The sequence below is a fragment of the Azospirillum sp. genome, assembly GCF_050789165.1.
The window spans coordinates 30,099-56,700 of sequence record NZ_JBOZRT010000039.1 but is presented as its reverse complement, the minus strand read 5'-3'; the positions used below and the strand labels follow the sequence as shown (position 1 = coordinate 56,700).

At 70.7% G+C, this 26,602-nt stretch carries 21 protein-coding genes; 4 read left to right on the top strand and 17 right to left on the bottom strand.

Annotated features, from left to right (window positions below):
- Positions 1-3 precede the first annotated feature (3 nt).
- The 6 genes from ACRWK7_RS08870 to ACRWK7_RS08845 form a co-directional block, all read right to left on the bottom strand.
- The gene (locus ACRWK7_RS08870; protein ID WP_431855846.1) at positions 4-840 is read right to left on the bottom strand and encodes an ABC transporter permease; all 837 of its coding nucleotides are present in this window, start codon (positions 838-840) and stop codon (positions 4-6) included.
- 5 nt (positions 841-845) lie between these two features.
- On the bottom strand, positions 846-1,757 hold the full coding sequence (locus tag ACRWK7_RS08865) for an ABC transporter permease (protein ID WP_431855845.1): 912 nt from the start codon (positions 1,755-1,757) through the stop codon (positions 846-848).
- Entirely contained in the window at positions 1,754-2,830 is a 1,077-nt protein-coding gene (locus ACRWK7_RS08860; protein WP_431855844.1) for an ABC transporter ATP-binding protein, read from the bottom strand. Before ACRWK7_RS08860 ends, ACRWK7_RS08865 begins: the two co-directional genes overlap by 4 nt.
- 126 nt (positions 2,831-2,956) lie before the next feature.
- Positions 2,957-4,141, bottom strand: a complete 1,185-nt coding sequence (locus ACRWK7_RS08855; RefSeq protein WP_431855843.1) for an ABC transporter substrate-binding protein — start codon at positions 4,139-4,141, stop codon at positions 2,957-2,959.
- A 100-nt stretch (positions 4,142-4,241) separates the two neighbouring features.
- Entirely contained in the window at positions 4,242-4,991 is a 750-nt protein-coding gene (locus ACRWK7_RS08850) for a sulfite exporter TauE/SafE family protein (protein ID WP_431855842.1), read from the bottom strand.
- Positions 4,988-5,869 (bottom strand): LysR substrate-binding domain-containing protein, encoded by an 882-nt coding sequence (locus tag ACRWK7_RS08845; RefSeq protein ID WP_431855841.1) that lies wholly within the window; start codon positions 5,867-5,869, stop codon positions 4,988-4,990. Before ACRWK7_RS08845 ends, ACRWK7_RS08850 begins: the two co-directional genes overlap by 4 nt.
- Positions 5,870-5,980: 111 nt before the next feature.
- Here ACRWK7_RS08845 and ACRWK7_RS08840 point away from each other — a divergent pair, with 111 nt between their 5' ends.
- The 3 genes from ACRWK7_RS08840 (at position 5,981) to ACRWK7_RS08830 (ending at position 9,112) form a co-directional block, all read left to right on the top strand.
- Entirely contained in the window at positions 5,981-7,150 is a 1,170-nt protein-coding gene (locus ACRWK7_RS08840; protein WP_431855840.1) for a mandelate racemase/muconate lactonizing enzyme family protein, read from the top strand.
- Positions 7,151-7,353: 203 nt separating this feature from the next.
- Positions 7,354-8,073 carry a hypothetical protein gene (locus ACRWK7_RS08835; RefSeq protein WP_431855839.1) on the top strand — a complete coding sequence of 240 codons (720 nt, stop codon included), beginning with the start codon at positions 7,354-7,356 and terminating at the stop codon, positions 8,071-8,073.
- Positions 8,074-8,218: 145 nt separating this feature from the next.
- The gene (locus ACRWK7_RS08830) at positions 8,219-9,112 is read left to right on the top strand and encodes a DMT family transporter (protein WP_431855838.1); all 894 of its coding nucleotides are present in this window, start codon (positions 8,219-8,221) and stop codon (positions 9,110-9,112) included.
- Between the two features lie 113 nt (positions 9,113-9,225).
- Here the strand turns inward: ACRWK7_RS08830 and ACRWK7_RS08825 are convergent, their stop codons facing one another.
- From ACRWK7_RS08825 to ACRWK7_RS08805, 5 genes are all read right to left on the bottom strand, one after another.
- A complete protein-coding gene (locus tag ACRWK7_RS08825; RefSeq protein WP_431855837.1) occupies positions 9,226-10,761 on the bottom strand; it encodes a UxaA family hydrolase in 1,536 nt (511 codons plus the stop codon).
- Positions 10,758-12,242: a mannitol dehydrogenase family protein gene (locus ACRWK7_RS08820; RefSeq protein WP_431855836.1), complete on the bottom strand. Its 1,485-nt coding sequence runs from the start codon at positions 12,240-12,242 to the stop codon at positions 10,758-10,760. Before ACRWK7_RS08820 ends, ACRWK7_RS08825 begins: the two co-directional genes overlap by 4 nt.
- Positions 12,239-13,639, bottom strand: coding sequence for a glucuronate isomerase (gene uxaC, locus ACRWK7_RS08815; protein WP_431855835.1), 1,401 nt, complete (start codon positions 13,637-13,639; stop codon positions 12,239-12,241). Before uxaC ends, ACRWK7_RS08820 begins: the two co-directional genes overlap by 4 nt.
- A 351-nt stretch (positions 13,640-13,990) precedes the next feature.
- A complete protein-coding gene (locus ACRWK7_RS08810) occupies positions 13,991-16,165 on the bottom strand; it encodes a malate synthase G (RefSeq protein WP_431855834.1) in 2,175 nt (724 codons plus the stop codon).
- Positions 16,166-16,312: 147 nt separating this feature from the next.
- Complete coding sequence (locus tag ACRWK7_RS08805; protein ID WP_431855833.1) at positions 16,313-16,693, bottom strand: VanZ family protein; 381 nt, start codon at positions 16,691-16,693, stop codon at positions 16,313-16,315.
- A 272-nt stretch (positions 16,694-16,965) separates the two neighbouring features.
- On the opposite strand from ACRWK7_RS08805, the gene ACRWK7_RS08800 reads away from it, so the two are divergent.
- Positions 16,966-18,003 (top strand): DUF1565 domain-containing protein, encoded by a 1,038-nt coding sequence (locus tag ACRWK7_RS08800; RefSeq protein ID WP_431855832.1) that lies wholly within the window; start codon positions 16,966-16,968, stop codon positions 18,001-18,003.
- A gap of 274 nt (positions 18,004-18,277) precedes the next feature.
- Here ACRWK7_RS08800 and ACRWK7_RS08795 read toward each other — a convergent pair whose 3' ends face one another.
- The 6 genes from ACRWK7_RS08795 to ACRWK7_RS08770 all read right to left on the bottom strand — a co-directional run bounded on the left by ACRWK7_RS08795 (position 18,278) and on the right by ACRWK7_RS08770 (position 26,494).
- Positions 18,278-19,270 (bottom strand): NAD-dependent epimerase/dehydratase family protein, encoded by a 993-nt coding sequence (locus ACRWK7_RS08795; protein WP_431855831.1) that lies wholly within the window; start codon positions 19,268-19,270, stop codon positions 18,278-18,280.
- A gap of 1 nt (position 19,271) precedes the next feature.
- The gene (locus ACRWK7_RS08790; RefSeq protein ID WP_431855830.1) at positions 19,272-20,702 is read right to left on the bottom strand and encodes a nucleotide sugar dehydrogenase; all 1,431 of its coding nucleotides are present in this window, start codon (positions 20,700-20,702) and stop codon (positions 19,272-19,274) included.
- Positions 20,703-20,723: 21 nt separating this feature from the next.
- Entirely contained in the window at positions 20,724-22,019 is a 1,296-nt protein-coding gene (locus ACRWK7_RS08785) for a glycosyltransferase family 4 protein (RefSeq protein WP_431855829.1), read from the bottom strand.
- 202 nt (positions 22,020-22,221) lie between these two features.
- Complete coding sequence (locus ACRWK7_RS08780) at positions 22,222-23,385, bottom strand: DegT/DnrJ/EryC1/StrS family aminotransferase (RefSeq protein WP_431855828.1); 1,164 nt, start codon at positions 23,383-23,385, stop codon at positions 22,222-22,224.
- A gap of 29 nt (positions 23,386-23,414) precedes the next feature.
- Entirely contained in the window at positions 23,415-25,037 is a 1,623-nt protein-coding gene (locus ACRWK7_RS08775) for a Gfo/Idh/MocA family oxidoreductase (RefSeq protein ID WP_431855827.1), read from the bottom strand.
- Positions 25,034-26,494 carry a nucleotide sugar dehydrogenase gene (locus tag ACRWK7_RS08770; protein ID WP_431855826.1) on the bottom strand — a complete coding sequence of 487 codons (1,461 nt, stop codon included), beginning with the start codon at positions 26,492-26,494 and terminating at the stop codon, positions 25,034-25,036. The genes ACRWK7_RS08775 and ACRWK7_RS08770 overlap by 4 nt, the downstream gene beginning before the upstream one ends.
- Positions 26,495-26,602: the final 108 nt, after the last annotated feature.

Sequence of the window (26,602 nt, the reverse complement as noted above, 5' to 3'; positions counted from 1 at the left end):
CCCTCAGGAGGTCTTCTTGACGCGGGTGACGAGCTGCGTCGGATCGACGAAGCGCAGCGCGATGAACAGCCACACCAGCGTGGTCGCCATGTAGATCATCGCCATGGCGTCCACCGACTGCCCGGCGCGCACGCCGGCGGCGAACACCGAGTAGTACAGCGCCACCACCAGCGTCTGGCTGCTGGGACCGGCGGTCAGGAAGGTCAGCTCGAACATCGCCACCGTGCGCACCAGCACCAGCAGGCCGGCCGCCAGCATGCCCGGCGCCAGCAGCGGCACCAGCACGTAGGCGAACACCTTGAAGGTGTTGGCGCCGAACACGCGGGCCGCCGATTCCAGCTTGGGGTCGATCTGCTCGATGAACGGGGTCATGACCAGGATGACGAAGGGCACGGTGGGCACGAGGTTGGCGAGGATCACGCCGGTCATGGTGCCGGCGAGGTGCACCTGGTAGAGCACGGTGGCCAGCGGGATGCCGTAGGTGATCGGCGGCACCAGCAGCGGCAGCACGAACAGCAGGGTCAGCAGCTTCTTGCCCGCGAACTCGCGGCGCGCCAGCGCGTAGGCCGCCGGCACGCCGAGCAGCAGGGAGAGGACGACCACCGCCAGCACCACCTCCATGGTGACCAGCAGCACGTCCCAGAGCTGGAACTCGTCCCACGCCGAGAAGTACCAGCGCGTGGTGTAGCCGGCCGGGAACCACGTGCCGAGCCAGCGCGTGGCGAAGGAGTTCACCCCCACCGCCGAGATCAGGCCGAAGAGGTTCAGCAGGAAGAAGCCGATGACCAGCCAGACCAGGCTGTTCCACAGCTTCGCGGGCAGACTGTCGACGCTGCGCATGGGGATCAGCCTTTCCCGCTGCCCATCGGGCCGCGGTAGAAGAGGGTGCGCGCACCCAGCACCGCGACCACGACGACCAGCTGCACCGCGGCCATGATCATGGCGATGGCGGAGGCCATGGAGTGGTCGTACTGCTCGAACGCGGCCTGGTAGGCGGCGATGGAGATGACGCGGGTCGGCCCGGCCGGGGCGCCCAGCAGCACCGCCGAGGGGAACACCGAGTACGCCTGCACGAAGGCGAGGCAGAAGGCCACCGCCAGCCCGGGGATCAGCAGCGGCAGGAAGATGTGGCGGAACCGCGCCGCCGGCCCGGCGCCCAGCGTCGCCGCCGCCTGCGGCAGCGCCGGGTCGATGCCGGTGACGTAGGACAGCGTCAGCAGGAAGACGAACGGGAAGCCGGTGATCACCAGCGACAGGAACACGCCCCAGTAGTTGTGGATGAGGCGCACCGGCGAGCCGATGATGCCCAGCTCGATCAGCGTGCGGTTCAGCCAGCCCTGCGGCCCCAGGTAGGTCAGCAGGCCTTCCGCCACCAGCACGGTGCCCAGCGTGATCGGGATCACCAGGATGGTGGTCAGGATCCGCTCCCAGCGGAAGTGCCGCACCTGGAAGGCGATGGGCAGCGCCAGCGCCATGTTGACCAGCGTCGCCGGCAGGCCCAGCCACATGGTGGTGCCGATGGTGTCGTACAGGTACGGGTCGCTGAAGAACTTGGCGTAGTTGGCGAACATTCCGCCGACCGCCGGCTCGAACGACAGCACCAGGCCGTAGGCGAACGGGTAGATGAACAGCAGCACGACGAAGGCCGCGGCCGGCAGCACCAGCAGGGTGATGCGGTCCCAGCCCGCCGCGGCGAGGCGGCGGCGCAGGCCCGGCCGGTCGGCGGCGGAGCCCGAAAGGGCGGTCTGGCTGGTCATGCGCCCTCCTCGGCCGCGAACAGCAGCACGCGCTCGGGCGCCGCGCGCAGGTGCACCGGCTCGTCGATGGAGAGGCGCTGGTGCGAGCGGAAGTGCAGCAGCAGCCCGTCGCGGGTCAGCGCGGTGGCGGCGTACTCGCGGCCGACGAACTCGACGCTCTCGACCACGCCGGGGATGGCGCCGGGGCCGTCCTCGCCGGGGATCAGCTCCTCCGGCCGGATGGCGACGGACGCCCGGCCGGAGCCGAGCGCGCCGCGCGGCGTGCCGGCCAGCCGGATGCCGTCGCGCACCACGGTGGCGCGCTCGGCGCCGCCGTCCTCGACGCGCCCCTCGAAGACGTTGCGGTAGCCCATGAAACGCGCCACGTCGAGCACGGCCGGGCGGGCGTACAGTTCCTCCGGCGTGCCGATCTGGCGCACCTTGCCGTCGCGCAGCACGACGATGCGGTCGGCCAGCGACAGCGCCTCGTCCTGGTCGTGCGTGACGTAGACGGTGGAGCGGCCCAGCTCGTTGTGGATGCGGCGGATCTCGTGCCGCATGTCGAGGCGCAGCCGGGCGTCGAGGTTGGACAGCGGCTCGTCCATCAGCACCAGCGGCGGCTGCACGACGATGGCGCGGGCGATGGCGACGCGCTGCTGCTGGCCGCCGGAGAGCTGGCCGGGCAGCTTGCCCACGTGCGCCTCCAGCTGCACCATGCGCACCGCGTCGTCGATGCGCGGGTCGGCCTCGTGCCGGGGCACGCCGCGCATGGCGAGGCCGAAGCCGATGTTGCGGCGCACCGTCATGTGCGGGAACAGCGCGTAGTTCTGGAACACCATGCCGAAGCCGCGGCGCTCCGGCGGCAGCTCGTCGATGCGGCGGTCGTCCAGCCAGATGCTGCCGCCGGTCAGCGGCAGGAGGCCGGCGAGGCAGTTGAGCGCGGTGGACTTGCCGCAGCCCGAGGGGCCGAGCAGCGCGATGAACTCGCCGCGCCGGATCGTCAGGTTGAGGTCCTGCAGCGCCATGACGCCGTCGAACCCGCGGCTGACGCGGTCGAGCCGGATCTCGCCGAAGGTGTGGTCGGCCTTTGCCATGTGAGGCGTCTCCGTCTATTGCCCCCACCCTGACCCTCCCCCGCTATCGCAGGGGAGGGAACTCCGCCGTTCTGCCCCCTCCCCTGCGAAGCGGGGGAGGGATGGGGTGGGGGCAAGGGTTGCCGCTTACTTCGTCTTCGCCGCGCCGACGCGCTCGTCCCAGAGGCGGAAGGCGTCAACCAGGCCCTTGGCGTCGAGCGGCAGCTCGATCGGGTTGTCGGCGATCAGCTGCTCGTACTCGGGCCGGCCGTACTCCTTGATGGCGGCCTGGCTGTCGGCCGGGGCCATGGCGAGCGTCACGTCCTTCACCGCCGGGCCGGGGTAGAAGTAGCCCTCGTCGTAGGCGTAGGCCTGCTGCTCGGGCTTCAGCAGGAAGGCCATGAGGTCGAGCACGACCGCCAGCCGCTCCGGCGCCAGCCCCTTCGGCACGACCATGTAGTGGGCGTCGGCCACCCAGTGGAAGCCCTTCAGCGTCCCCACCTGCGCCGACTTCGGCACGGTGCCGAGCACGCGCGGGTTGATGTCCCAGCCGGTGGTCGTGGCGATCACGTCGCGCGAGCCCTCGCCCAGCTCCTTCATGGTCGCGGTGGTGCCGGACGGGTAGTACTCGATGCAGGAGTTCAGCTCCTTCAGGTACGCCCAGGTCTTCTCCCAGCCGTTGACCGGGTCCTTCGGGTCCTTGTCGCCCAGCAGGTAGGGCAGGCCCATCAGGAAGGTGCGTCCGGGGCCGGAGTTGGCCGGGCGGGCGTACATGAACTTGCCGGGGTTGGCCTTGCAGTACGCCAGCAGCTCCTCGGCGGACTTGGGCGGGGTCTTCACCCGCTCCGGCGCGTACTCCAGCAGCGGGCCGGAGGGGTAGTAGGTGACGACGATGCCCTGGTTGGCCGCCAGCGTCTGCATCTTCGCCGCCGCCGGCAGGTAGCTGGCCTCCAGGTTCGGGAACTTCTCGGCGTAGGTCGGCAGCAGCGGCTGCCACAGACCCTGCTCGATGCCGGCCGCCAACCCGTCGGTGCCGGTCAGCACGAGGTCGATGTCGACCCGGCCGGCGTTCTGCTGCGCCTTGACCTTGCCGGCCAGCTCGGGCGCCGGGGCCTTGGTGAAGGTGAAGCGGGCGACCCGGTTCGGGTTGGCCTTGCGGTAGTTCTCGATGGCCTTCTGCGTCAGCGCCAGATTGCCGGCGACGTCGATGACGTTGATGGTCACCGGGTCCTTGGGAAAGGCGGGGACCTGCGCGCCCGCCGGCATCGCCGCCAGCACGCCCGCCGACATCAGACCCGCCAACACCATACGCCGTCCAGTGCCCGTGAGCATGGCCGCTCCTCCCCATGGTTTCGTTGCGCAGAATGTTAGCGTACCAAACAAAATACTGTCAAGGGGCCAAGTGGCCTGACCAATTCGGCCGGCCGTCCGCTCACGCCAGCCCCTTGGCGATCATGCTGATCCCGACGGCGAACAGCGTCGCCAGCACGAGGTTGCGGAACAGCGCGGGCGAGGCGCGGTGGCGGATGCGCTGCCCGATGGCGAGGCCCAGCGCCATGGTCGGCAGGCCGAGCGCCGAGACCAGCAGGTCGTCGAGCCCGAGGATGCCCAGCGTCGACAGCCCCGCCCCCAGCACCAGCGTGCCGACGAGGAACATCACGCTGGCGGCGAAGACGAAGGCGTGCGCGCTCAGCCCGATGGCCAGGAACGCCTGCAGCGCCGGGAAGCCGTAGAAGGAGGTCATGCCGCCCAGCACGCCGGTCGCCGCCCCGGCGGCCAGCAGCAGCGGCAGCCGCACGCGGCCCTCGACCCGCGGGATGCGGCCCATCAGCTGCATCAGCGCCGCCACCTCGATCAGCACCCCGACCATCAGGTAGAGCGACCGTGGGTCCATGGACGGCACCAGCCGCACGGTGGCGAGCATCACCGGGTAGAGCACCGCCAGCAGCGGCCAGATGGAGCGGACGACCGCGGCGTGCGCCCGCGTCTCGACCATCTGCACGAGGTTGGCGACGAAGGTCGGCACCAGCGCCCAGGCGATGGCCTGCGGCACCGGCATCACCTGCGCCAGCAGCGGCACCGACACCATGGGGAAACCGAAGCCCGCCGCCCCCTTGACCACGCCGGCCAGCGTGAACACCGCCAGCGCCCAGGCGATCAGCGGCCACTCGACGCCCATCATGCCGCGAGCGTCCAGAACGCCTCGGCGGCCGGGCTCATGCGGCTGCGGGGACGGAACAGGTGGACCTCCACGGCGACGGCCCAGTCCTCGCCGCCGGCCGCGGCCAGGGTGCCGCGCTCCAGGTCGTCGCGGACCAGCGTGCGCGGCAGCCACGCCACGCCGCGGCCCTCCTGCGCCATGCCGCGCAGCAGGACCGCCTGGCGGGCCATGAACACCGGGGTCAGCCATGCCGCGCGCGCCGCCAGCGCCACGTCCACGGCGCGGCCGAGCGCCGAGCCCTCGGCGTAGGCGAGATAGGGCAGCGGCGCCTCGGGCCGGCCGGGCAGCCGCAGGCCCGCGTCCGGCGCCGCCACCGGCACCAGCACGTCCTCGCCGACGCGGACCGAGCGGAACTGCCGGGCGTCCAGCCGGCCGGGCGCCGCCGGATGCTGGTGGCAGAGCATGAACTGGCTCTGCCCCGACAGCAGGAGCTGCTCGCACGCCGCCGTGGTGTCGGAATCCAGCCGGACCGCGCCGACCCGCGCCCGCGCCCGCGCCTCCAGCGCGCGCAGCCATTCCGGGAAGAAGGTCAGCGACAGCGAGTGCGTGGCGGCGAAGCGCAGAGTCGTCGCCGCGGCGTCCATGGCGTGGCGCGCCTCCTCGCGGCCCTGGTGCAGGCGGCGCAGCGTCTCGTCGGCGGCGGGGCGGAAGCGGATGCCGGCTTGCGTGAGCGTCACCGGCTGGACGGCGCGGTCGAACAGCGGGGCGCCGACCCAGTCCTCCAGCGCGCGGATGCGGCGGCTGAAGGCCGGCTGCGTCAAATGCCGCGCCTCGGCGGCGCGCGAGAAGCTGCCGCACTCGGCCAGCGCCAGGAAATCGTCGAGCCAGGTGATGTCCACGGGTGCGATGCCGTTCCCACATTGAGCGATGCCAACTTGGCATTCGCGCGCGTGCCCGTCCACCGCCACACTCCATCGCCACACTGCGCCCATCAACGGGAGGGAGCCCCCATGCGCATCGTCGAGATCCGTGAAAAGACCGTGTCCATCGCCTCGGACATCGCCAACGCCTACATCGACTTCTCCAAGATGACCTGCTCGGTGGTGGCGGTCGTGACGGACGTGATCCGCGACGGCAAGCCGGTGGTGGGCTACGGCTTCAACTCCAACGGCCGCTACGGCCAGGGCAGCCTGATGCGCGAGCGCTTCATCCCGCGCCTGATGGAGGCCAGGCCGGACAGCCTGATCGACGAGGCGAACGGCACCCTGGATCCCTTCCGGATCTGGGACCGCATGATGATCAACGAGAAGCCGGGCGGGCACGGCGAACGCTCGGTCGCCGTCGGCACCATCGACATGGCGGTGTGGGACGCGGTGGCGAAGATCGAGGGCAAGCCGCTCTACCGCCTGCTCGCCGACCGCTACCGCGGCGGGCAGGCCGACGACAAGGTGTGGGTCTACGCGGCGGGCGGCTACTACTACCCCGGCAAGGGCGTGGACAAGCTCAAGGACGAGATGAAGAGCTACCGCGACCGCGGCTACAAGGTCGTCAAGATCAAGATCGGCGGCGCCTCGCTGGCCGAGGACCTGGAGCGCATCGAGGCGGTCATCGACGTGGTCGGCGAGGGTCGCAACCTGTGCGTGGACGCCAACGGCCGCTTCGACCTCAACACCGCGCTGGACTACGCCGAGGCGCTGGAGCGCTACGACCTGTTCTGGTACGAGGAGGCCGGCGACCCCCTCGACTACGTCATCCAGAACGAGCTGGCCGAGGCCTACGGCAACCCGCTGGCCACCGGCGAGAACCTGTTCTCGCACCAGGACGCGCGCAACCTCGTGCGCTACGGCGGCATGCGGCAGGACATGGATTTCATGCAGTTCGACTGCGCGCTGAGCTACGGGTTGGTGGAGTACATGCGCACCCTGGCGGTGCTGGAGGAGAACGGCTGGTCGAGCCGGCGCGTGGTGCCGCACGGCGGCCACCAGATGTCGCTGAACATCGCTGCCGGCCTGCACCTGGGCGGCAACGAGTCCTACCCGGACGTCTTCAAGCCGTTCGGCGGCTTCGCCGACGGCATCGCGGTGGAAGACAGTTGGGTCCGCCTGCCGGACGTGCCGGGCATTGGCTTCGAGGCGAAGAGCGAGCTGTACGCGCTGCTGAAGCGCGAGCTGATGGGGTGACCGCTTGCCCCCTCCCTAGCCCTCCCCCGCTTTGCGGGAGAGGGAACTCCGCCGCTCTGCTCCCTCCACCGCAAAGCGGGGGAGGGCCGGGGAGGGGGCAGCGAACCTACCCCTCCCGAACGGGGTGGCCCCGAGTTGCCATGGACCTCGCGACCGCGGCGGGCGTTTCATGGACGGGTCACTAACGGCGCCGAGGCGGTGCGATGCAGGGTCCGGCCGGCACCCATGCGGGTCCATGGGACGACGTCCGCCACGCGGCGGCGACCAGCGGCCAGCGCCAGCTGCGCGAGCGTCTGGCGCGCCTCCAGCGCCGCAGCGCGTACCTCGGCATGGCGGCGACCTGGCTGGTCTTCCTGATGATCGGCCTCGCCGTCGCGTTCGAAGCCATCGTGCCGGTGGACTGGCTGTGGATCCCCATCGGGCTGTCGCAGGGGCTCAAGCTGTTCTGGCACGGCGCCTACCGCCTGTGGCCGCGCAGCCGCGCCAAGGCGCCGGACCGTGCGCTGGCCGCCGCGCGGCGCGAGATCGGCGGCCGGCTGCAACCCGTCGCCGACGCCATCAACGCCGACCTGCGCCGGCGCACGCAGCGGCAGGGCCGCGTCTCGGTGCGCTCGGTCGAGGCGGTGGAGTTCCTGGGCGAGTTGATGCGCGCCGCGCAGGGCTTTCCCTTCACATTGCGCCCGCGCTCCTGGCGGCCGGCGGCGCCGGCCGTCGCCGCCTTCGCGCACGGCGCCGGGGCGGACGCCATCGTCGTCGCGCTGGTGGTCGCGCTGGTCGGGGTGACGGTGCCGCTGCTGACCGGGTCGATCACCATCCTGGTGTTCTGCGCGGTGGCCGCCGACCTGCTGTCGGCGGTCTGGCTGGCCGAGCGGCGGCTGGCCGCCATCGCCGCCCTGGTGGAGTGGCGCCTCGACGAGCCCTGAGTCCGGACGGGGCCATGATCGTTCCGCGACGCAGCATCCCGATGCCGGGGGTTGTTGGGTGGGCGAAGCAACCGGTACGCTGTCCAACTGATATATCGGACGGCGCACGCCGCGGAACATCGGAACAATGGATTCCTTGGAACGAGTGATCCCCCAGGCCGTCGCGGCCGCGGAAGCGCGGCGGTCGGCGCGGGCCGGCATCGCGTGGATGGTGTTCGCCACCCTGCTGTTCGTCACGCAGGACGCGGTGGCCCGCGTGCTGGTGAAGAGCTTTCCGGTGGTCGAGGTGGCCTGGGCGCGCTTCGCCGTGCACTTCGCCATCGCGGCGGTCCTGCTCGGCCTGCGTTCGCCGCGGCTGATGGTGTCGGCGCGGCCGGGGCTGCAGCTGGTGCGCTCGGGCCTGCTGCTGTCGGTCACGATGCTGTCGACGACGGCGCTGGGCATCCTGCCCTTCGTCGATCTGGCGGCCATCGTCAACGTCACGCCGGTTCTGGTGACGCTGCTGTCCATCCCCATGCTGGGCGAGACGGTGGGCTGGCGGCGCGGGCTGGCGGTGCTCGGCGGCTTCGCCGGCGCCATGCTGATCGTCGGGCCGGCGAGCGGCACGTTCCAGTGGGCGGTGCTGCTGCCGCTGGGCTCGGCGACGGCCTACGCCTTCTACCAGATCGTCACGCGCCAGTTGCAGGCCAGCGACCCGACGCTGACGACCTTCTTCTACACCAGCTCGGTCGGCACGCTGGTGTGCACGGCCGCGCTGCCGTTCGTGTGGGTGACGCCGGACCTTTTGTCGGCGGCGCTGATGGCGCTGCTGGGCGCCCTCGGGGCGTTCAGCCACTTCTGCATGATCCGCGCCTTCACCGCCGCGCCCGCGGCGACCGTGGCGCCGTTCAACTACACGACGCTGGTGTGGGCGACGCTGTGCGCCGTTGTCCTATTCGGCGAGGTGCCCGCCGCGACCACCATCGCCGGCGCGCTGATGATCGTCGCCAGCGGGGTGTACATCGTGTACCGGGAGCAGAGAAGGGTGCGGGGCGGCTGATCGATTGCCCCCTCCCTAACCCTCCCCCTCTTCGAGGTGGAGGGAACTCCGCCGTTGCGCCGGCAGCCCCCTCCACCGCAACGCGGGGGAGGGATGGGGCGGGGGCAAACGTCCTACATCACCGCCCCAAGCTGCCAGGGCACGAACTCGTTGTCGCCGAAGCCCAGCGCCTCGCTCTTGGTCTGCTTGCCCGACGCGGTGTCGAGCATCAGCCGGAAGATGCGCCGGCCCATCTCCTCGATGTCCACCTCGCCGGTGACGATCGGGCCGCAGTCGATGTCCATGTCCTCGGACAGGCGGCGGTACATCTCGGTGTTGGTGGACAGCTTCAGGCACGGCGCCGGCTTGAAGCCGGAGACGGAGCCGCGGCCGGTGGTGAAGCACACCAGGTTCGCCCCGCCGGCGATCTGCCCGGTCGCCGACACCGGGTCGTAGCCCGGCGTGTCCATGAACACGAAGCCCTTGGCGTTGACCTGTTCCGCGTACTTGTAGACCTCGACGAGGTTGGTCGTGCCGCCCTTGGCGACGGCGCCTAGCGACTTCTCCAGGATGGTGGTCAGGCCGCCCTTCTTGTTGCCGGGGGAGGGGTTGTTGTTCATCTCGCCGCCTTGGCGCTCGGTGTACTCCTCCCACCAGCGGATGCGGTCGACCAGCTTCTCGCCGACGGCGCGGCTGGCGGCGCGGCGGGTCAGCAGGTGCTCGGCCCCGTAGACCTCGGGCGTCTCGGACAGGATGGCGGTGCCGCCGTTGCGCACCAGCAGGTCGGCGGCGGCGCCCAGCGCCGGGTTGGCGGTGACGCCGGAATAGCCGTCGGAGCCGCCGCACTGCAAGCCGACCACCAGCCCGCTGGCCGGCACCGTGGTGCGGCGCGCCTTGTCGGCGTGCGGCAGCATCTCGCGAATCATCGCCACGCCGGCCTGCGCGGTGGTGCGGGTGCCGCCGCTGTCCTGGATCTTCATCACCTGGAACAGCGGGCCGGGCGTGATGCCGTAGGCGTCCAGCAGGAAATCGATCTGGTTGACCTCGCAGCCCAGGCCCACCATCAGCACGCCGGCGAAGTTCGGGTTGCGGGCGTAGCCCCACAGCGTGCGCTGCAGGATGTCGTAGCCCTCGCCGCTGCCGGCCATGCCGCAGCCGGTGCCGTGCGTCAGCGCCACCACCCCGTCGACGTTGGGGAAGTGCGGCAGCAGCTCGCGCTCCGCCGTCTGGGCGATCATGCGGGCGACGGTGGCCGAGCAGTTCACGCTGGTCAGCACGCCGATGAAGTTGCGCGTGCCGACGCGGCCGTCGGGGCGGACGAAGCCCCGGAAGGTGGCGCGCTCCTCCTCCGGCACGAAGGCCGTGGGGTGGGCGTCGGCGCCGAAGGCGTAGTCGCGCTCGAACGCGTGCAGGCCGAGGTTCTGCACGTGCACGTGCTCGCCCGGGCCGATGTCCTCGGTGGCGAAGCCGATGATCTGGTTGTAGCGGCGCACCGGCTCGCCCGCGCGGATCGCCGCGGTGGAGACCTTGTGACCGGCCGGGATGGCGTCGCGGGTGGTGATGCCCTCGCCGGGCAGCGCGGTGCCGGCCGGCAGCTCGGCGCGGGCGATCACCACGTTGTCGGCGGGGTTGAGGCGGATGACCGGGGAGAGGGCGGCGACGGTGCTCATGGCTTTGCTCCCGATAGGGCCTCCACGGTGCGGCGGGCGCCGTCCGTCAACAGGCGGGCCAGGGCGGCGGTGACAGCGGCGCGGAAGGTTTCGTTCTGCGGCAGGTCGTCGCCGAACACCTCGCGCACCGACAGCAGGGCGGGGGCGAGCGTCGCGGCGTCCATCCCCGCCGACGCGGCGACGGCGGCGAGGCGCTCGGCCAGCGGGTCGCGGACGTCGATGGCCTGCCCCTGCTCGTCGCGGCCGGTGACGTAGCGCATCCAGGCGGCGACGCTCAGCGCCATCCGCTCGATGGGGGCGCCGATGGCCAGCCGCTCGCGGATCGGGGCGAGCAGGCGCGGCGGCAGCTTCTGCGAGCCGTCCATGGCGATCTGCCAGGTGCGGTGCTTCAGCGCCGGGTTGGCGAAGCGTTCCAGCAGCGCCGCCTTGTAGCGCCCGAGGTCGGCGCCGGGCGGCACCGTGAGGGTCGGCGTCACCTCCTCGTCCATCAGGCCGCGGATCAGGCGGGCGTAGGCCGGGTCGGCGATGGCGTCGGACACCGTCTGGTAGCCGGCGAGGTAGCCGAGGTAGGCCAGCGTCGAGTGGCTGCCGTTCAGCAGGCGCAGCTTCATCGTCTCGTAGGGGTGGACGTCGGCGACCAGCTCGGCGCCCTCCAGCTCCCAGGCCGGGCGGCCGGCGGGGAAGCGGTCCTCGATGACCCACTGCGAGAACGGCTCGGTCATCACCGGCCACGCGTCCTCGCGGCCGAGGGCGCGGGTGACGGCGGCGCGGTCGTCCTCGGTGGTGGCCGGGACGATGCGGTCAACCATGCTGTTCGGGCAGGCAACGGTGTCCGCCACCCAGCGGCCCAGCTCCGGGTCGCGCAGCGTGGCGAAGCGGCGCAGGATGCCGGCCAGGGTGTCGCCGTTGCTCGGCAGGTTGTCGCAGGACAGCACGGTGAAGGGCGCGACGCCGGCCTTGCGGCGGCGGTCCAGCGCCTCCACCAGGAAGCCCGCCGCGGTCTCCGGCCGCTGGGGATTGCCGAGGTCGTGGCGGATGCCCGGGTGGTCCTCGTTCAGCGCGCCGGTCGCCGGGTCGTGGCAGTAGCCCTTCTCGGTGACGGTCAGCGTGACGACGCGGACGGTGGGGCGGGTGAGGCGTTCCAGCACCGCCTCGGGATCCTCGGGCGCCACCAGCACCTCGGTGATGGCGCCGACGACGCGCAGGTGGGCGCCCTCGGCGTCGCGCACCGCGACGGTGTAGAGCCCGCCCTGCGGCGCCAGCGCGTCGCGGGTGTCGGGGCTGCGCAGGCTGACGCCGCAGATGCCCCAGGGGCCGACGCTCCGCTTCAGCGCGTCCTCGGTGTAGACCGCCTGGTGCGCGCGGTGGAAGGCGCCGATGCCCAGGTGGACGATGCCGGTGGTGAGCGACGCGCGGTCGTAGCCGGGGCGGGTGATGTCGGCGGGCAGGGCGGACAGCCCCTCGGGATGCAGGCGGTTCACAGCTTGTACGCCTTCTTGGCCAGGGTGTAGGCGAGGTCGACCGCGAGCTCCGCGGCCTCGTCCTCGTCCAGGCGGTGCTCGGCGACGAGGCGCGCCAGGAAGGCGCAGTCGATGCGCCGGGCCACGTCGTGGCGGGCCGGGATCGAGCAGAAGGCGCGGGTGTCGTCGTTGAAGCCGACGGTGTTGTAGAAGCCGGCGGTCTCGGTGACCATCTCGCGGAAGCGGCGCATGCCCTCCGGGCTGTCGTGGAACCACCAGGACGGGCCGAGGCGCAGCGCCGGGTAGTGCCCGGCCAGCGGCGCCAGCTCGCGGCTGTAGCTGGTCTCGTCCAGGGTGAACAGGATGATGGTCAGGTCGCGCTCGTTGCCGAACCGGTCGAGCAGCGGCTTCAGCGCCCGGACGTACTCGGTCTGGCTCGGGATGTCGGCGCCCTTGTCGCGGCCCCAGGCGGTGAAGAGTTGCGGGTTGTGGTTGCGGAAGCTGCCGGGGTGGATCTGCATGACCAGCCCGTCCTCCAGGCTCATGCGGGCCATCTCGGTCAGCATCTGGCCGCGGAACAGCTCGGCCTCCGCCGGGGTGGCGTCGCCGTGCAGCGCCTTGGCGAACAGCGCCTCGGCCTCGGCGCGCGACAGGTCGGCCGTCGTGGCGGTGGGGTGGCCGTGGTCGGTCGAGGTGGCGCCGTACTCCATGAAATACCGGCGGCGGTTGGCGAGCGCGGCGAGGTAGCCGCTCCAGGTCGCGGTGTCCTCGCCGGTGAGGGCGCCCAGCCGCTCGACGTTGGTGCGGAAGCCTTCGAACTCCGGGTCGACGACCGGGTCGGGGCGGAAGGCGGTGACGACGCGGCCGCTCCAGCCGCTCGCGCGGATCGCCTTGTGGTGCTCCAGCGGGTCGAGCGGCGACTCGGTGGTGGCGATGACCTCGATGTTGAACCGCTCGAACAGGGCGCGCGGGCGGTACTCGGGGCGGCGCAGGCGCTCGTCCACCTGGTCGTAGATGCGGTCGGCGGTGGCCGGGCTCAGGCGTTCGGTGACGCCGAAGACGGTCTCCAGCGCGTGTTCCATCCACAGCCGGGTCGGCGTGCCGCGGAACAGGTACCAGTGCGCGGCGAAGCGGCGCCAGATCGTGCGGGAATCGGTCTCCACCGCGGCGCCGTCCTTGCGCGGGATGCCGAGGTCCTCCAGCCGGACGCCCTGGCTGTAGAGCATGCGGTAGATGTAGTGGTCGGGCACCACGAACAGCGTCGCCGGATCGGGGAAGGCGTCGTTCCTCGCGAACCACGCCGGGTCGGTGTGGCCGTGCGGGCTGACGATCGGCAGCGCGCTCACCTCGCCGTACAGGCGGCGCGCGATGGCGCGCTGCGTCGGGTCGCTCGCAAAGAGCCGGTCTTCGTGGAGCATGTCCGTCCCCCTATCGCAATTTTTTGGGTGCGTCGGGTGGCCCTTCCGCCGAGCCATATGGAACCGCGCCGCCGTCGCCGCCACCGACAAATCGGGCCGCCGGTCGGGGGAACCGGCGGCCCAGGTATTCGGGAAAAACGTCAGTCAGCGCAACCATGCACCCCGCGGGACTGCACCAAAACCGCGAGGGCGCTTTTATACTAGAATATTAGTGGAAAAGCGCAAGCCGAATCTGTTGGGGGTGCGCACAAAGGAAAAGGGGGCGGGTTTGGGCCCGCCCCCTCTCATCATGTAGCGCTTGCCCCCACCCCCAACCCCTCCCCCGCCGGAGGCGGGAGAGGGGGGATGGGATCAGCCGCGCGCCTTCGCCTCGATGCGGCGGCGGTGCAGGACGGGCTCGGTGTAGCCGTTGGGCTGCTCGCGGCCCTTGAACACCAGATCGCAGGCGGCCTGGAACGCCACGCTCTTGTCGAAGTCGGGCGCCATCGGGCGGTACAGCGGGTCGCCGGCGTTCTGCTTGTCGACCACCGCGGCCATGCGCTTCATCGTCTCCATCACCTGCGCCTCGGTGGCGATGCCGTGGTGCAGCCAGTTGGCGATGTGCTGGCTGGAGATGCGCAGCGTCGCGCGGTCCTCCATCAGCCCGACGTTGTTGATGTCCGGCACCTTCGAGCAGCCGACGCCCTGGTCGATCCAGCGGACCACGTAGCCCAGGATGCCCTGGGCGTTGTTGTCCAGCTCCTGCTGGATCTCGGTCTCCGACCAGTTCGGGCGGTCGGCCAGCGGGATGGTCAGGATGGCGTCGAGGTCGGCGCGGGCGCGGCTGGCCAGCTCGGCCTGACGCTCGGCGACGTTGACCTGATGGTAGTGCAGGGCGTGCAGCGTCGCCGCGGTGGGCGAGGGGACCCACGCGGTGTTGGCGCCGGCCTGCGGGTGGACGATCTTGATCTTCAGCATGTCGGCCATGAGGTCGGGCATCGCCCACATGCCCTTGCCGATCTGCGCCCGGCCCTTCAGGCCGCACAGCAGGCCGGTGTCGACGTTCCAGTCCTCGTAGGCCTTGATCCACGCGGCGTTCTTGATGTCGCCCTTGCGGATGACCGGGCCGGCCTCCATGGCGGTGTGGATCTCGTCGCCGGTGCGGTCGAGGAAGCCGGTGTTGATGAACACCACCCGCTCGCTTGCTGCGCGGATGCACTCCTTGAGGTTCACCGTGGTGCGGCGCTCCTCGTCCATGATGCCCATCTTGAGGGTGTTGCGGGCCATGCCCAGCGCGTCCTCGACGCGGGCGAACAGCTCGGACGCGAAGGCGACCTCCTCAGGGCCGTGCATCTTCGGCTTGACGATGTACATCGAGCCGGCGCGGCTGTTGCGGTGCGTGCCCAGGCCCTTCAGGTCGTGCAGCGCGATGGCGGCGGTGCACATGGCGTCGAGGATGCCCTCCGGCGCCTCGCTGCCGTCCTTCAGCAGCACGGCGCTGTTGGTCATCAGGTGGCCGACGTTGCGCACCAGCATCAGGCTGCGGCCGTGCAGCGTCAGGGTGCCGCCGTCCGGCGTGGTGTAGGTGCGGTCGGGGTTCAGCTTGCGCTCGACCGTGCCGTTGCCCTTGGGGAAGGTGGCGGTCAGGTCGCCCTTCATCAGGCCCAGCCAGTTGCGGTAGGCGATGGCCTTGTCCTCGGCGTCCACCGCGGCGACCGAGTCCTCGCAGTCCATGATGGTGGTCAGCGCCGACTCGACGACCAGATCGGCCACGCCGGCCGGGTCGGTCTTGCCGATGGCGTGGGCGCGGTCGATGCGGATCTCCAGGTGCAGGCCGTTGTTGGCGAGCAGGATGGCGGTGGGCGCCGCGGCCTCGCCATTGTAGCCGACGAACTTGGCCGGATCCTTCAGGCCGGTGGCGGAGCCGTCGGCGAGCGCCACCTTGAGCGCGCCGCCCTCCACCGTGTAGCCGGTGGCGTCGCGGTGCGAGCCCGCGGCCAGCGGGGCGGCGCCGTCCAGGACGGTGCGGGCGAAGGCGATGACCTTCTCGCCGCGCTTCGGGTTGTAGCCCGCGCCGCGCTCGGCGCCGTCGGCGTCGGGGATCGCGTCGGTGCCGTACAGCGCGTCGTACAGGCTGCCCCAGCGCGCGTTGGCGGCGTTGAGCGCGTAGCGCGCGTTCATCACCGGCACCACCAGCTGCGGGCCGGCGGTGGTGGAGATCTCCGGATCGACGTTGGTCGTCGTGACCTGGAAGTCCGGACCCTCGGGCAGCAGGTAGCCGATCTCCTGCAGGAAGGCCTTGTAGCCGGCGAAGTCGGCCGGCTTGCCGCGGCGGTCGCGGTAGTAGGCGTCGATCTTCGCCTGCAGCTCGTCGCGCTTGGCGAGCAGCGCGCGGTTGCGCGGCGCCAGATCGTGCAGGATGGCGTCGAGCGCCGACCAGAACTGCTGCGGCGACACGCCGGTGCCCGGCAGCGCTTCGTTCTCGATGAACCGGTGAAGTTCAGCCGCGATCTGCAACCCGCCGACCTGAATGCGTTCGGTCACCATATGTCCTTTTCCTCCTAAGTCGATTTCCCTGCGGTGCTTAGGTTTTTTTGAGTGGCTGACGCGTTTCACCGCATGCCCCGGAGGGGCATCCGGCGACACCGTACACGGTCGCGTTCAAGGAATCTCCCCCGAATTAAGGGGGATGCGTCAGCCGGGGAAGAAGCGCTCGCGCCCCATTTCGATGACCGCGCGCGCCGCCCAGGCGCCCGCCGCGATTCCCACGACGTCGCCCATCAGGTCGCTCAGGCTGGCGTCGCGGCCGAACATCCCCTGCACGATTTCGATCATCCCGCCCAGCGCCGCCAGCCCGCCCAGCGCCAGCAGCAGCGACCGGCGGTCGGGGGCGGCGGCGAGCGCCAGCCCGCCCAGCACGGCGAACACCCCGGCGTGCACCAGCTTGTCGATGCCGTGGCCGGGCGGCTCCAGGCTCGGCTGCAGGGCGGCCCAGAAGGCGAAGGCGGCAGCGGCGACCAGCAGCGCCGCGGCCAGACGGCGCAGCGGGGCGGGCAGGGGTGTGTGTTCGGGCATGATCTCAAAGTGGAGGTGTCGGAAGCCCACACCTGTACCGGAAGGTGGGGCGCCGGCGCGACATCCCCGGCGGGGTAACCTGTCCTGATGGGGTACGGCGCGGGTTTCGCGCTAAATTCCATCGAGTTTTACGTGTTGTTAACCTTAACGAGGCATGAATTGCTCATCGACGCGCTGCTCCCCGCGGCGCCTTCCAAACGGTTCGACGGGCCTTCGCGCCCCGGAGGGGATCTCCCCTCCCCCCAGTAAAAAACAGTAGGAAGAGTAGAGCCATGACCGACTTTTACGTCTCGACCAACGGTTCGGACAACAACGCGGGCACCCAGGCCTCGCCGTTCCGGACCATCGAGCGCGCCGCGGATGCGGCCTCGTCGGGCACCACCGTCCACGTCGCCCCCGGCACCTACGAGGGCGGCTTCCAGACGACGACGAGCGGCGTGACCTACGTCTCCGACGTGAAGGGGGCGGCGAAGATCGTCCCGGGTGCCGGCAACGACGCCTATGAGGCGTGGGACAACCGCGGCGCCAACGTCACCATCGACGGCTTCGAGATCGACGGCAGCGTCCACCAGGGCGGCACGCCGTGGCTGTTCGGTGTGTACACCACCGGCTCCAACTCGGTGGTCAAGAACATGAAGGTGCACGACATCGTCCACACCGACGGCGCGCTGGACGCGGCCAAGAGCGGCGGCCAGGGCGGTGCGGGCATCATGGGTGACGGCTACTACGGCGGCACCAACATCAAGATCATCGACAACGACGTCTACCGCATCGGCCCGGACAGCGAGGCGAGCAGCCTGGTGCACGGCATCTACATGGCCACCAACGGCGAGGTGTCCGGCAACGAGGTGTTCTGGGTGATCGGCGACGGCGTCACCTCGTGGCACGACGCCAGCAACCTGACCATCACCGGCAACAAGATCGGCTGGGTGCACGGCGCCGGCGTGATGATCGGCTCGGGCGACAACTACAACAGCAGCGCGCCGAACGATTACTCGAAGGTGACCGGCAACCTCATCACCCACGCCGGCAAGGGCGTCGAGGAGGCGGGCAACGTCGGTTCGCACAACGTCTACAGCGGCAACACGCTGACCGCCAACGGCACCGACTGGCAGCTGAAGTCCGGCGCCAGCGCGTCGGCCGCCATGGAGCTGCTGCCCGAGCACCTGGCGCTGGTCCAGCAGACCGCCGCCCCGGTCGTCGCCGAGACGGCCGCCGTGGCCCACGTCGAGGCCCTGCCGGTGTACGACGCCGTGGCCGGCTTCGAGATGCACACGCTGCACGACGATCTGGCGTCGGCGGTGCACTGACGAAGACGGTTTCCGGACAGGAGCAAGGACCGCTCGCAGGAGCGGCTCCGGCTTACGGAAAAAAGGCAAGGGCCGCTCGCAAGAGCGGCCCTTGTCTGTTGCCGAGGCCGGTCCGCCGCACCTCCCGCCAATGAGGGTCTTGGGTTTCCGGCATTGTCCCGCGGCTGGGGAAATACTGGCAGGCCGGGACGGTTCGGGGAACGAATCTTCGGTGCATAAGGAATGGGCAAAGGGGTGGACGGGTCGGGGTACCCGGCCACCCCTTTGGTCGACATCACACCGCGCACACCTCGGCGCGTTCGAACACGTGCTCGCGATACCAGTCATACGTCTTCTGCACGCCGGTGCGCAGATCGACGCGGGAGCGGAAGCCGGTCGCCTCGACGGCCCTGGTCATGTCCGGGGCGCGGCGGGCGGGCGAGCCCGGATGCTCCGGCAGTGCCTGGATCGGGTTGGCGCGGCCGACCACGTCGAGGATCACCTGCGCCACATCGCCGATGCGCACCTCCGGCGCCTGGGTGCCGACGTTGAAGGTCTGATTGGCGCAGGTCGGCAGCATGCCCATGCGCACCAGATACTCCACCGCGTCGTCCACGTAGCAGAAGGAGCGGCTGTGCTCGACGCTCGCGACCTCCAGCGGCGTGTCGCCGGTCAGGCGGTGCGCCTTCTCCAGCAGCTGCGGCACCACGTGCGACATCCCCATGCGCGGGCCGTAGACGTTGTGGAAGCGCACGATGGTGAAGGGCAGGCCGGAGAAGCGCACCATCGCCTCGCCGTACAGCTTGGACAGCATGTAGGAGGTGCGCGGCTCGGTCAGGTCGCCGCAGGTCAGCGGCGTGTCCTCCGGGGTCGGCACGGGAATGCCGAAGGCCTGGAGCGTGCCGGCGTAGATCTCGCTGGTGGAGGCGAACAGGACGCGCCCCAGCGCCCGCTGCCGCTTGCCCAGCCGGATGATGGTGTCGAGCATCGCGGCGTTCGCCGTCAGCACCTCGTAGGGGCGCGAGCGGACGTGCTGCACGCCGATGATGGCGGCGAGGTGGAAGATGCGGTCGTAGTCGGTGTCGAGCGCCTCCGCCGTGGCGGGGTCGCGCAGGTCGGCCTCGATCATCCGCACGCCGGGCTGGGCGAGCAGGTCCTGCAGCGCGTCGTCGCGCACGCCGCGGGCGTGGTTGTCGAGGATGTCCACCGCGTAGCCGCGCTCGGCGAGCGCGCGGGCGAGATGGTAGCCGATGAAGCCGGCGCCGCCGGTCACGAGTGCCTTGAGCATGTCATCCCCGTCCGATGCTGGTGAAGCCGCAGCCCAGGTCGCGGAGCTGGCGGCGCTGGTCGTCGGTCAGAACGTTGTTGGCGTCGATCACTTCGGGCCGCGCGTCCTTCAGCCACGCCGCGAGGTCGAGGCCGCGGTAGGGCGGCGAGGCCTGGGTGAAGACGACGGCGTCGAAGCCCGCGGGGTCCGGCAGCTCGCGGCACACCGGACGGGCCAGCTCGGCCCAGTAGGCGACCAGCGGGTCGTGCGCGACCACCTTGGCCTCCTCGCGCTCCGCCGCCTCGACGAAGGTCTGGGCCGGCGAGTAGCGGGTGTCGCCGACGTCCTCGCGGTAGGACACGCCGAGCAGCAGGACGCGCTTGTCCTTCAGCGAGCCGCCGAAGCGGGCGCGCAGCTTGTCGAGCGCCACCAGCGGCATGGCGGCGTTGGTGCGCACCGCCTCGCTGGAGAACGGGAAGCCCAGGTCCTCGCGGCCGAACAGCGCGCGCGCCGCCACCGCGCCGAACAGCGGGTCCTTGGTCAGGCAGTAGCCGCCGACGCCGAAGCCGGGCTGGCGCATGTTGGCGTGGGTCGGGCGCTTGCGGACGGCGCCGACGATCTCGAACATGTCGATGCCCACCGCCTCGGCGAAGCGGCCCCACTCCTCCATGAAGGCGATGGTGACGGCGCGGTAGCTGTTCTCCAGCACCTTGGCCGTCTCCGACGCCGTGGTGTTGGCCAGCCGCGTCAGCGGGTAGTCCCTGACGTTGAGCACGGTGGACAGGAAGCGCTCGCAGGCGTCGGCCGCCTCGGGCGTGCGGCCGGAAAAGACGCGCCAGTAGTTGACGATGGAATCGTAGTACTGCGCGCCCGGCATCACCCGCTCGTAGGAATGGGCGAGGTGGATGGCGTCCGCGGGCAGGCCGCGCGCCTCCAGCGCGGCGGCGAGGCGGGGCCAGATCACCCGTTCGCAGGTGCCGGGCGGGACGGTGGTCTCGACGATCACCAGCGCGCCCTGGCGCAGGCGGGCGCCGAGGTCGTCCATGGCGCGCTCCAGCGGGCCGAAGCGGACCTCCGGCTGCGGGGCCGACCAGTCGATGTCGAGGTTGATGTCCACCAGCACCACGTCGGCGATGCCGAACACCTCCGGGTCGTCGGTGGCGGTCAGGTTGCCGGCCTCGTGGGCGCGGGCCAGCGCCGCGTCGAGCGCCGGGTCGCCGCCGGGGAACGGCATCTCGCCGCGGGCGATGCTGGAGACGCGGTGCCGGCCGGCCTCGTTGGGCAGGTCGACGCCGACCACGGAATAGAGCGGTTGCCCGTCCGGCCCGCGCGCGTTGGCAATGGCGATGGCCATGGCGGAGCCGACGAAGCCGAGGCCCTGCACGCAGACCACCGGCCGGCGCCGGTCGACCGCGAGGTCGAGACCGTCCGCCGGTGAAGCGATGTAATTCATTCCAATTCCCCCTAGACTCATTCAGCCGTGCGCGTCGGCCACCGCCGTGCGCCCGGCGAGGGCCCGCGCGGGGTCCGCGAGGACCGGCGGAGCCGTCACGGCGGCGAAGCGGGCCGCCAGGACGCGGTAATCGTGGTTCTCCAGAACGAAGCGCCGGCCGTTCCCGCCGAGGTCGGCGCGTTCCTCCGGCGTCATCTCGGACAGGCGCAGCAGCGCGTCGGCGAAGGCCTGCGCGTCCTCGGGCGGCACGGTGAAGCCGCACCGCCCCTCGGCGACCAGATCGTTGCTGGCGCCGCAGGACTGCACGATCGGCCGGCCGGCCAGCATGTAGTCGAACATCTTGTTGGGCGAGACGCCGTACTTGTAGATCGGGTTGCGTTTCCACGGCATGGTCAGCACGTCCATCTCGGCCAGGAAGCTCTGGACGAGCGCCTTGGGGATCACGCCCATGTGGTGGAAGTTCGGCAGCGCCGCCGCGGCGATGCGCTCCCTGAACGCCGCCTCGGCCGCACCGCCGCCGACGAAGATGAAGGAGATCGGCTTGTCCTTCAGGCGGATCGCCGCCTCCAGGATCGTCTCCACCGGGTTCGACGGGTTGATGCCGCCGGCGTAGCCGACCAGGAAGTGGCCGCGCGCCCGCTCCGCGGCGATGCGGGCGGCCAGCGGTTCCGGCAGCGGGCCGGGCTCGGCGTTGAGGAAGGCGGCGACCGGGATGCCGTTGGGGACGTGCACGAACTTCGCCGGGTCGAGGCCGCGCCCGACCAGGTAGTCGCGGGCGTGCGGCAGGATCGAGACCAGCGTGTCGACGTTGCGGCAGGCGTAGTCCTCGGCCGCCTGCATCGCCCGGATGAACGGGTGCTTCGGCGAATAGCCGCCCAGCATCATCGGCGTCAGCGGCCACAGGTCGTGCAGCTCGAACACCAGCCGCGCCCCGGCCCGGCGCGCGATGCGGGCGCCGGGGTAGATGTCGAGCGGGTAGGTGGAGGAGCAGATCACCACGTCCGGCCGCTCCTCCCGCGCCAAGCGGGGAGCGTAGGCCCACAGCTTGGAGACGAAGGTCGCCATGTTGGCGACCCGGCCCATGCCGTTGCCGGCGTAGGGGGCGGTGCGCAGCCAGCGGTAGCGCACCCCCTCCTCCACGTCGGTGGCGAGGTCGTGGGTGACCTCGGGCTGGCGGGCGCGCAGGTGCGAGTGGCTCGCCCCCACGATGGTCACCCGATGGCCGGCCGCCACCCACTCGCGGGCGAGGTAGAACGGCCGGTACTCCATGCCCAGCCGGTCCGACCCCGCGTAGTGGTTGATGAGGAGGATGTTCATGCGGGGCGCCCCCAGAATTTGAAAGGCGCTTTGCCCCCTCCCCATCCCTCCCCCGCTCTCGGCGGATCCAAAGGATCCGCCTGCCGCGTCAGCGCAAGCGAAGCTTGCGCGAGAGCTTCGCGGTGGAGGGGGCAGTGCGGCGGAGTTCCCTCCACCTCGAAGAGGGGGAGGGTTAGGGAGGGGGCAAGCGTCGGCATCCGCATCATTCCGCCGCTGCTTGCGTCGCCACGATGCCGGCCCCGAACGCACCGGCGATATACTGCTGGTCCTCGGCCGTCAGGTACGGGTGCATCGGCAGGCTGAACACCGTCTCCATCAGCCGGTCGGTCACCGGCAGCGCGCCGCCGGCCACCGGGTAGTGCTGGTAGGCCTTCTGCCGGTGCAGCGGCTTGGCGTAGTAGATGGCGCTGGGGACGCCGTTCTCCTTCAGCCGCTTCATCAGCGCGTCGCGCGACCCGCTGCGCAGCGTGTACTGCGCCCACGCCGACGTGCAGCCGGGCAGCAGCGCTGGGCGGGCGAGGCCGGGCGGCAGCAGCGCGTCGTAGCGGTCGGCGACCTGGGCGCGCGCCTCCAGCTCCTCGGCGAAGATCGCCAGCTTCTCGATCAGGATGGCGGCCTGCACCGTGTCGAGGCGGCCGTTCATGCCGATGCGGACGTTGTCGTACTTGTCCGAGCCCTGGCCGTGCACGCGCAGCGACTTCAGGACCGCCATGGTCTCGTCGTCGTCGGTGAACACCGCGCCGCCGTCGCCGTAGCAGCCCAGCGGCTTGGCCGGGAAGAAGCTGGTGGTGGTGAGGTCGCCCAGCGTGCCGACGGGGCGGCCGCGGTAGACCGCGCCGAACGCCTGCGCCGCGTCGCAGACCAGCCACAGGCCGTTCTCACGCACGATCGGCTCGATGGCGTCGTAGTCGCAGGGCTGGCCGAAGATATCGACGGTGATGACGCCGACCAGCGGCAGTCCCTGCTCGCGCGCCGTCAGGACCGCCGCCTTCAGGCTCTCGGCGTCCATGTTGTAGGTGTCCTCCAGCACGTCGGCGAAGACGGGCACGCCGCCGAGCATGGCGACGGCCTCCGCCGTGGCGCAGAAGGTGAAGGAGGGGACGATCACCGCCTCGCCGGGCTTCAGCCCCTTGGCCATCAGCGCCAGCACCAGCGCGTCGGTGCCGTTGGCGCAGGACAGCGTGTGCTTCGCCCCGCAGAAGGCGGAGAGCCGGCGCTCCAGCTCGCCCACCTCCGGGCCCATGATGTAGGCGCCGTGGTCGAGGACGCGGGCGACCGCCGCGTCGAGCCGGTCGCGGATGCGCCGCTGCTGCCGGCCGAGGTCGATGAACTCGATGGTGCGGCGCATGGGGATCGGATCGGTCATTGGGGCTTTCCCTTCTCTTGGGGCTTCTGTCAGGCGATCTTGGTTTCGGCGTCCTCGACGATCTCGACCAGCTGGCCGTTGTCGTCGATGCGGTAGCGCTGGCCGGTGCGCGGGCAGGTCAGGTCGTCGCCCAGCTTCTCGCCGGCGTGGCTGACCCAGCCGATCTGGCGGGCCGGGTTGCCGACCATCAGCGCGTGCGCCGGCACGTCCTTGGTGACCACCGCGCCGGCGCCGATGAAGCAGTAGGCGCCGAGGTTGTGGCCGCAGACGACCGTGGCGTTGGCGCCGATGGAGGCGCCGCGGCCGACGTGCGTGACGCGGAACTCGTCCTTGCGCTCGATCTCGGCGCGCGGGTTGTTGACGTTGGTGAAGACGCAGCTGGGGCCGCAGAACACCCCGTCCTCCAGGATTACGCCGGGGTAGACGCTGACGTTGTTCTGGATCTTGCAGCGGTCGCCGACCGTCACGTCGGGGCCGATCATGACGTTCTGGCCGATGTTGCAGCCGCGCCCGACCACCGTGTTCTTCAGCACGTGGGTGAAGTGCCAGATCCGCGTGCCCTCGCCGACCACCGCGCCGTCGTCCACGCAGGCGGTCTCGTGCACGAAGAAGGGCGGCTTCTCGACCGCCGCGGCGACCGGCTGCGCGCGCTTCAGATCGACCCACTCGCCGGTCTTCATGGAGCGCTGGGCGGCCTCCAGCACCGACAGCACGCCGATGCCCTCGTTGACGTCGGTGCGCGCCTGCCTGCCGTCGCGGATGCACTCCAGGAAGTGCAGGCACTCCAGGCGCAGCGGCTCGGCCGGCAGCACCTCGATGGGGGTGGCGTCGGCCTTGGCGGGCTCGGCCGCGCCGTCGCGCCAGGCGACGCGGTGCGGGTAGAGCACCAGCTTGTGCGTCCACGCCTGCCCGTCGTCGAAGACGGCCATGCCGGCCTCGCCGACCACGACCAGCTTCTGCTCCTTGTTCGGGTGCAGCCAGGAGACGTGGATGTGGCCGTTGATGCCGTTGGCGAACTTGAGGTGCGTCGTGGTGACGTCGGCGATGCCGTTGTAGAGGTAGCTGTGGCCGACCGCCTGCACGCTTTCCGGCGCCTCGCCGGCCAGCGCCAGGATCATCGAGATGTCGTGCGGGGCGAAGCTCCAGAACACGTTCTCGGTGCGGCGGAATTTGCCGAGGTTCAGCCGGTTCGAATAGATGTAGCGCAGCCGCCCCAGCCGCCCCTCGGCCACCAGCTGCTTCAGGCGCAGGAAGGCGGGGTGGTACTGCAGCAGGTGGCCGACCATGACGACGCGCCCGCGCGCCTCGGCGGCCGTGCGCACCTTGGCGGCGTCCTCCTCGGCCAGCGCCAGCGGCTTCTCCACGAAGACGTGCTTGCCGGCGTCGATGGCGCGCAGCGCCAGCGCGGCGTGCGTCTCCGCCGGGGTGGCGAGAACCACCGCGTCGATCTCCGGGTCGGCCAGCACCTCGTCCAGCGTGCGGTTCGGCACGCCGAACTGCGCCGACAGCTCGGCCGCGCGCGCCGGGTTGGCCTCGCAGATCGCCGCCAGCGCCTCCGTCAGGTGGAAGTTGCGCACCAGGTTGATGCCCCAGTAGCCGCACCCCACCACCGCGACGCGCGGGACGGCCGCCTCGTTCCGTTCGTTGCTCATGCCTTGGCCACCGTGTCGGGAGTTTCGGGGAGCCCCAGCGCGCCGACCGCGTTGCGCGTATCGACGACCAGCTTCGAGAAGCGCAGGAGCTTGGCGTAATCCACGTCGTCGTGGTCGGTGACGATCACCGCCGCGTCGTAGCGGGCGAGCGCGTAGTCCTCGAACGGCACGCAGGCCTTGCCGGCGAGGTCCGCATGCTGCCGGGTCGGCGGGATCGTCGCGAAGTAGGGGTCGTAGTAGTCGACCTTGGCGCCGGCGCGGTCGAACAGCTCCATGATGGTCAGCGCCGGGCTCTCGCGCATGTCCGACACGTTCTTCTTGTAGGCGATGCCGACCACCAGGATGCGCGAGTTCGACAGCCCCTTGTGGAAGCGGCGGTCCAGCTCGTCGCGGGTGCGGTTCACCACGTAGCGCGGCATGCTGTTGTTGACCTCGCCCGCCAGCTCGATGAAGCGGGTGGCGATGCCCAGCTCGCGCGCCTTCCAGGTCAGGTAGAAGGGATCGATGGGGATGCAGTGCCCGCCGAGGCCCGGCCCGGGGTAGAAGGGCATGTAGCCGAACGGCTTGGACTTCGCGGCCTCGATCACCTCCCAGATGTCGATGCCCATGCGGTCGTAGACGATCTTCAGCTCGTTCACGAGCGCGATGTTGACCGAGCGGAAGATGTTCTCCGTCAGCTTCACCGCCTCCGCCGTCTCGGGCGAGGAGACCGGCACCGTCTTGACGAACTGCTCGTACAGCGCGTTGCACAGCGCCAGCGCGGCGTCGCCGTCGCCGGAGACGACCTTGGGGATGCGCGCCGTCTCGAAGTGAGCGTTGCCGGGGTCCTCGCGCTCCGGCGAGTAGGCGAGGAAGAAGTCCTCGCCGGACTTCAGGCCGGAGGCCTCCAGGATCGGCTTCATCACCTCGGTGGTGGTGCCGGGGTAGGTGGTGGACTCCAGCACCACGAGATGGCCGGGGCGCAGGTGCTTCGCGATGGTGTGCGCCGTCGCCTCGACGAAGGACAGGTCGGGCTCGTGGTGCGGGCCCAGCGGGGTGGGCACGCAGATCAGGATGGCGTCGGCCTCCTTGAAGCGGGAGGCGTCGGTGGTGGCGCCGAACCGCTCGGCCGAGACGATCTTCCCGATGCGCTCGTCGGCGATGTGCTGCAGCGGGCTCTTGCCGCCGTTCAGGTGCTCCACCGTGCGCGCGTCGATGTCGTAGCCGATGACCTTGAAGCCCGCCTCGCAGGCCGCCAGCGACAGCGGCAGCCCGACATAGCCGAGGCCGACCACCGCCACCGTCGCCGTGCGCTCGCGGTAGCGGTCGAGCAGGCGCTCCAGGTCGGACAATTGGGCGGGGGCACGCGCGAGGTCCGGCTTGGGCCCCAGTTGCAGCAGGGGCGCGTGCTCGGTCAGCCGGCGCCGCCGCAGCAGATCCTCAAGAGCTTCGGTGGTCGTGTTGTCGAGTTGGTCCATCGTTTCCCCCTGCACGGACGCGCGCGGGGACGATCCGCGGGCGCCGTGGTGTGGCCGGTGTGTGGTCGGTTTCGCTGTGGGTCGCCGACGGCGTCCCCCGCACCCGGA

Bases quoted from the DNA above. Each gene is read 5' to 3' on its own strand.
- ACRWK7_RS08780 (WP_431855828.1), bottom strand. From the start codon at position 23,385: ATGACCGATCCGATCCCCATGCGCCGCACCATCGAGTTCATCGACCTC.
- ACRWK7_RS08835 (WP_431855839.1), top strand. From the start codon at position 7,354: ATGCAGGGTCCGGCCGGCACCCATGCGGGTCCATGGGACGACGTCCGC.
- ACRWK7_RS08825 (WP_431855837.1), bottom strand. From the start codon at position 10,761: ATGAGCACCGTCGCCGCCCTCTCCCCGGTCATCCGCCTCAACCCCGCC.
- ACRWK7_RS08840 (WP_431855840.1), top strand. From the start codon at position 5,981: ATGCGCATCGTCGAGATCCGTGAAAAGACCGTGTCCATCGCCTCGGAC.
- ACRWK7_RS08870 (WP_431855846.1), bottom strand. From the start codon at position 840: ATGCGCAGCGTCGACAGTCTGCCCGCGAAGCTGTGGAACAGCCTGGTC.
- ACRWK7_RS08860 (WP_431855844.1), bottom strand. From the start codon at position 2,830: ATGGCAAAGGCCGACCACACCTTCGGCGAGATCCGGCTCGACCGCGTC.
- ACRWK7_RS08850 (WP_431855842.1), bottom strand. From the start codon at position 4,991: ATGATGGGCGTCGAGTGGCCGCTGATCGCCTGGGCGCTGGCGGTGTTC.
- ACRWK7_RS08785 (WP_431855829.1), bottom strand. From the start codon at position 22,019: ATGAACATCCTCCTCATCAACCACTACGCGGGGTCGGACCGGCTGGGC.
- uxaC (WP_431855835.1), bottom strand. From the start codon at position 13,639: ATGCTCCACGAAGACCGGCTCTTTGCGAGCGACCCGACGCAGCGCGCC.
- ACRWK7_RS08865 (WP_431855845.1), bottom strand. From the start codon at position 1,757: ATGACCAGCCAGACCGCCCTTTCGGGCTCCGCCGCCGACCGGCCGGGC.
- ACRWK7_RS08790 (WP_431855830.1), bottom strand. From the start codon at position 20,702: ATGAATTACATCGCTTCACCGGCGGACGGTCTCGACCTCGCGGTCGAC.
- ACRWK7_RS08770 (WP_431855826.1), bottom strand. From the start codon at position 26,494: ATGGACCAACTCGACAACACGACCACCGAAGCTCTTGAGGATCTGCTG.
- ACRWK7_RS08855 (WP_431855843.1), bottom strand. From the start codon at position 4,141: ATGCTCACGGGCACTGGACGGCGTATGGTGTTGGCGGGTCTGATGTCG.
- ACRWK7_RS08795 (WP_431855831.1), bottom strand. From the start codon at position 19,270: ATGCTCAAGGCACTCGTGACCGGCGGCGCCGGCTTCATCGGCTACCAT.
- ACRWK7_RS08775 (WP_431855827.1), bottom strand. From the start codon at position 25,037: ATGAGCAACGAACGGAACGAGGCGGCCGTCCCGCGCGTCGCGGTGGTG.
- ACRWK7_RS08810 (WP_431855834.1), bottom strand. From the start codon at position 16,165: ATGGTGACCGAACGCATTCAGGTCGGCGGGTTGCAGATCGCGGCTGAA.
- ACRWK7_RS08800 (WP_431855832.1), top strand. From the start codon at position 16,966: ATGACCGACTTTTACGTCTCGACCAACGGTTCGGACAACAACGCGGGC.
- ACRWK7_RS08805 (WP_431855833.1), bottom strand. From the start codon at position 16,693: ATGCCCGAACACACACCCCTGCCCGCCCCGCTGCGCCGTCTGGCCGCG.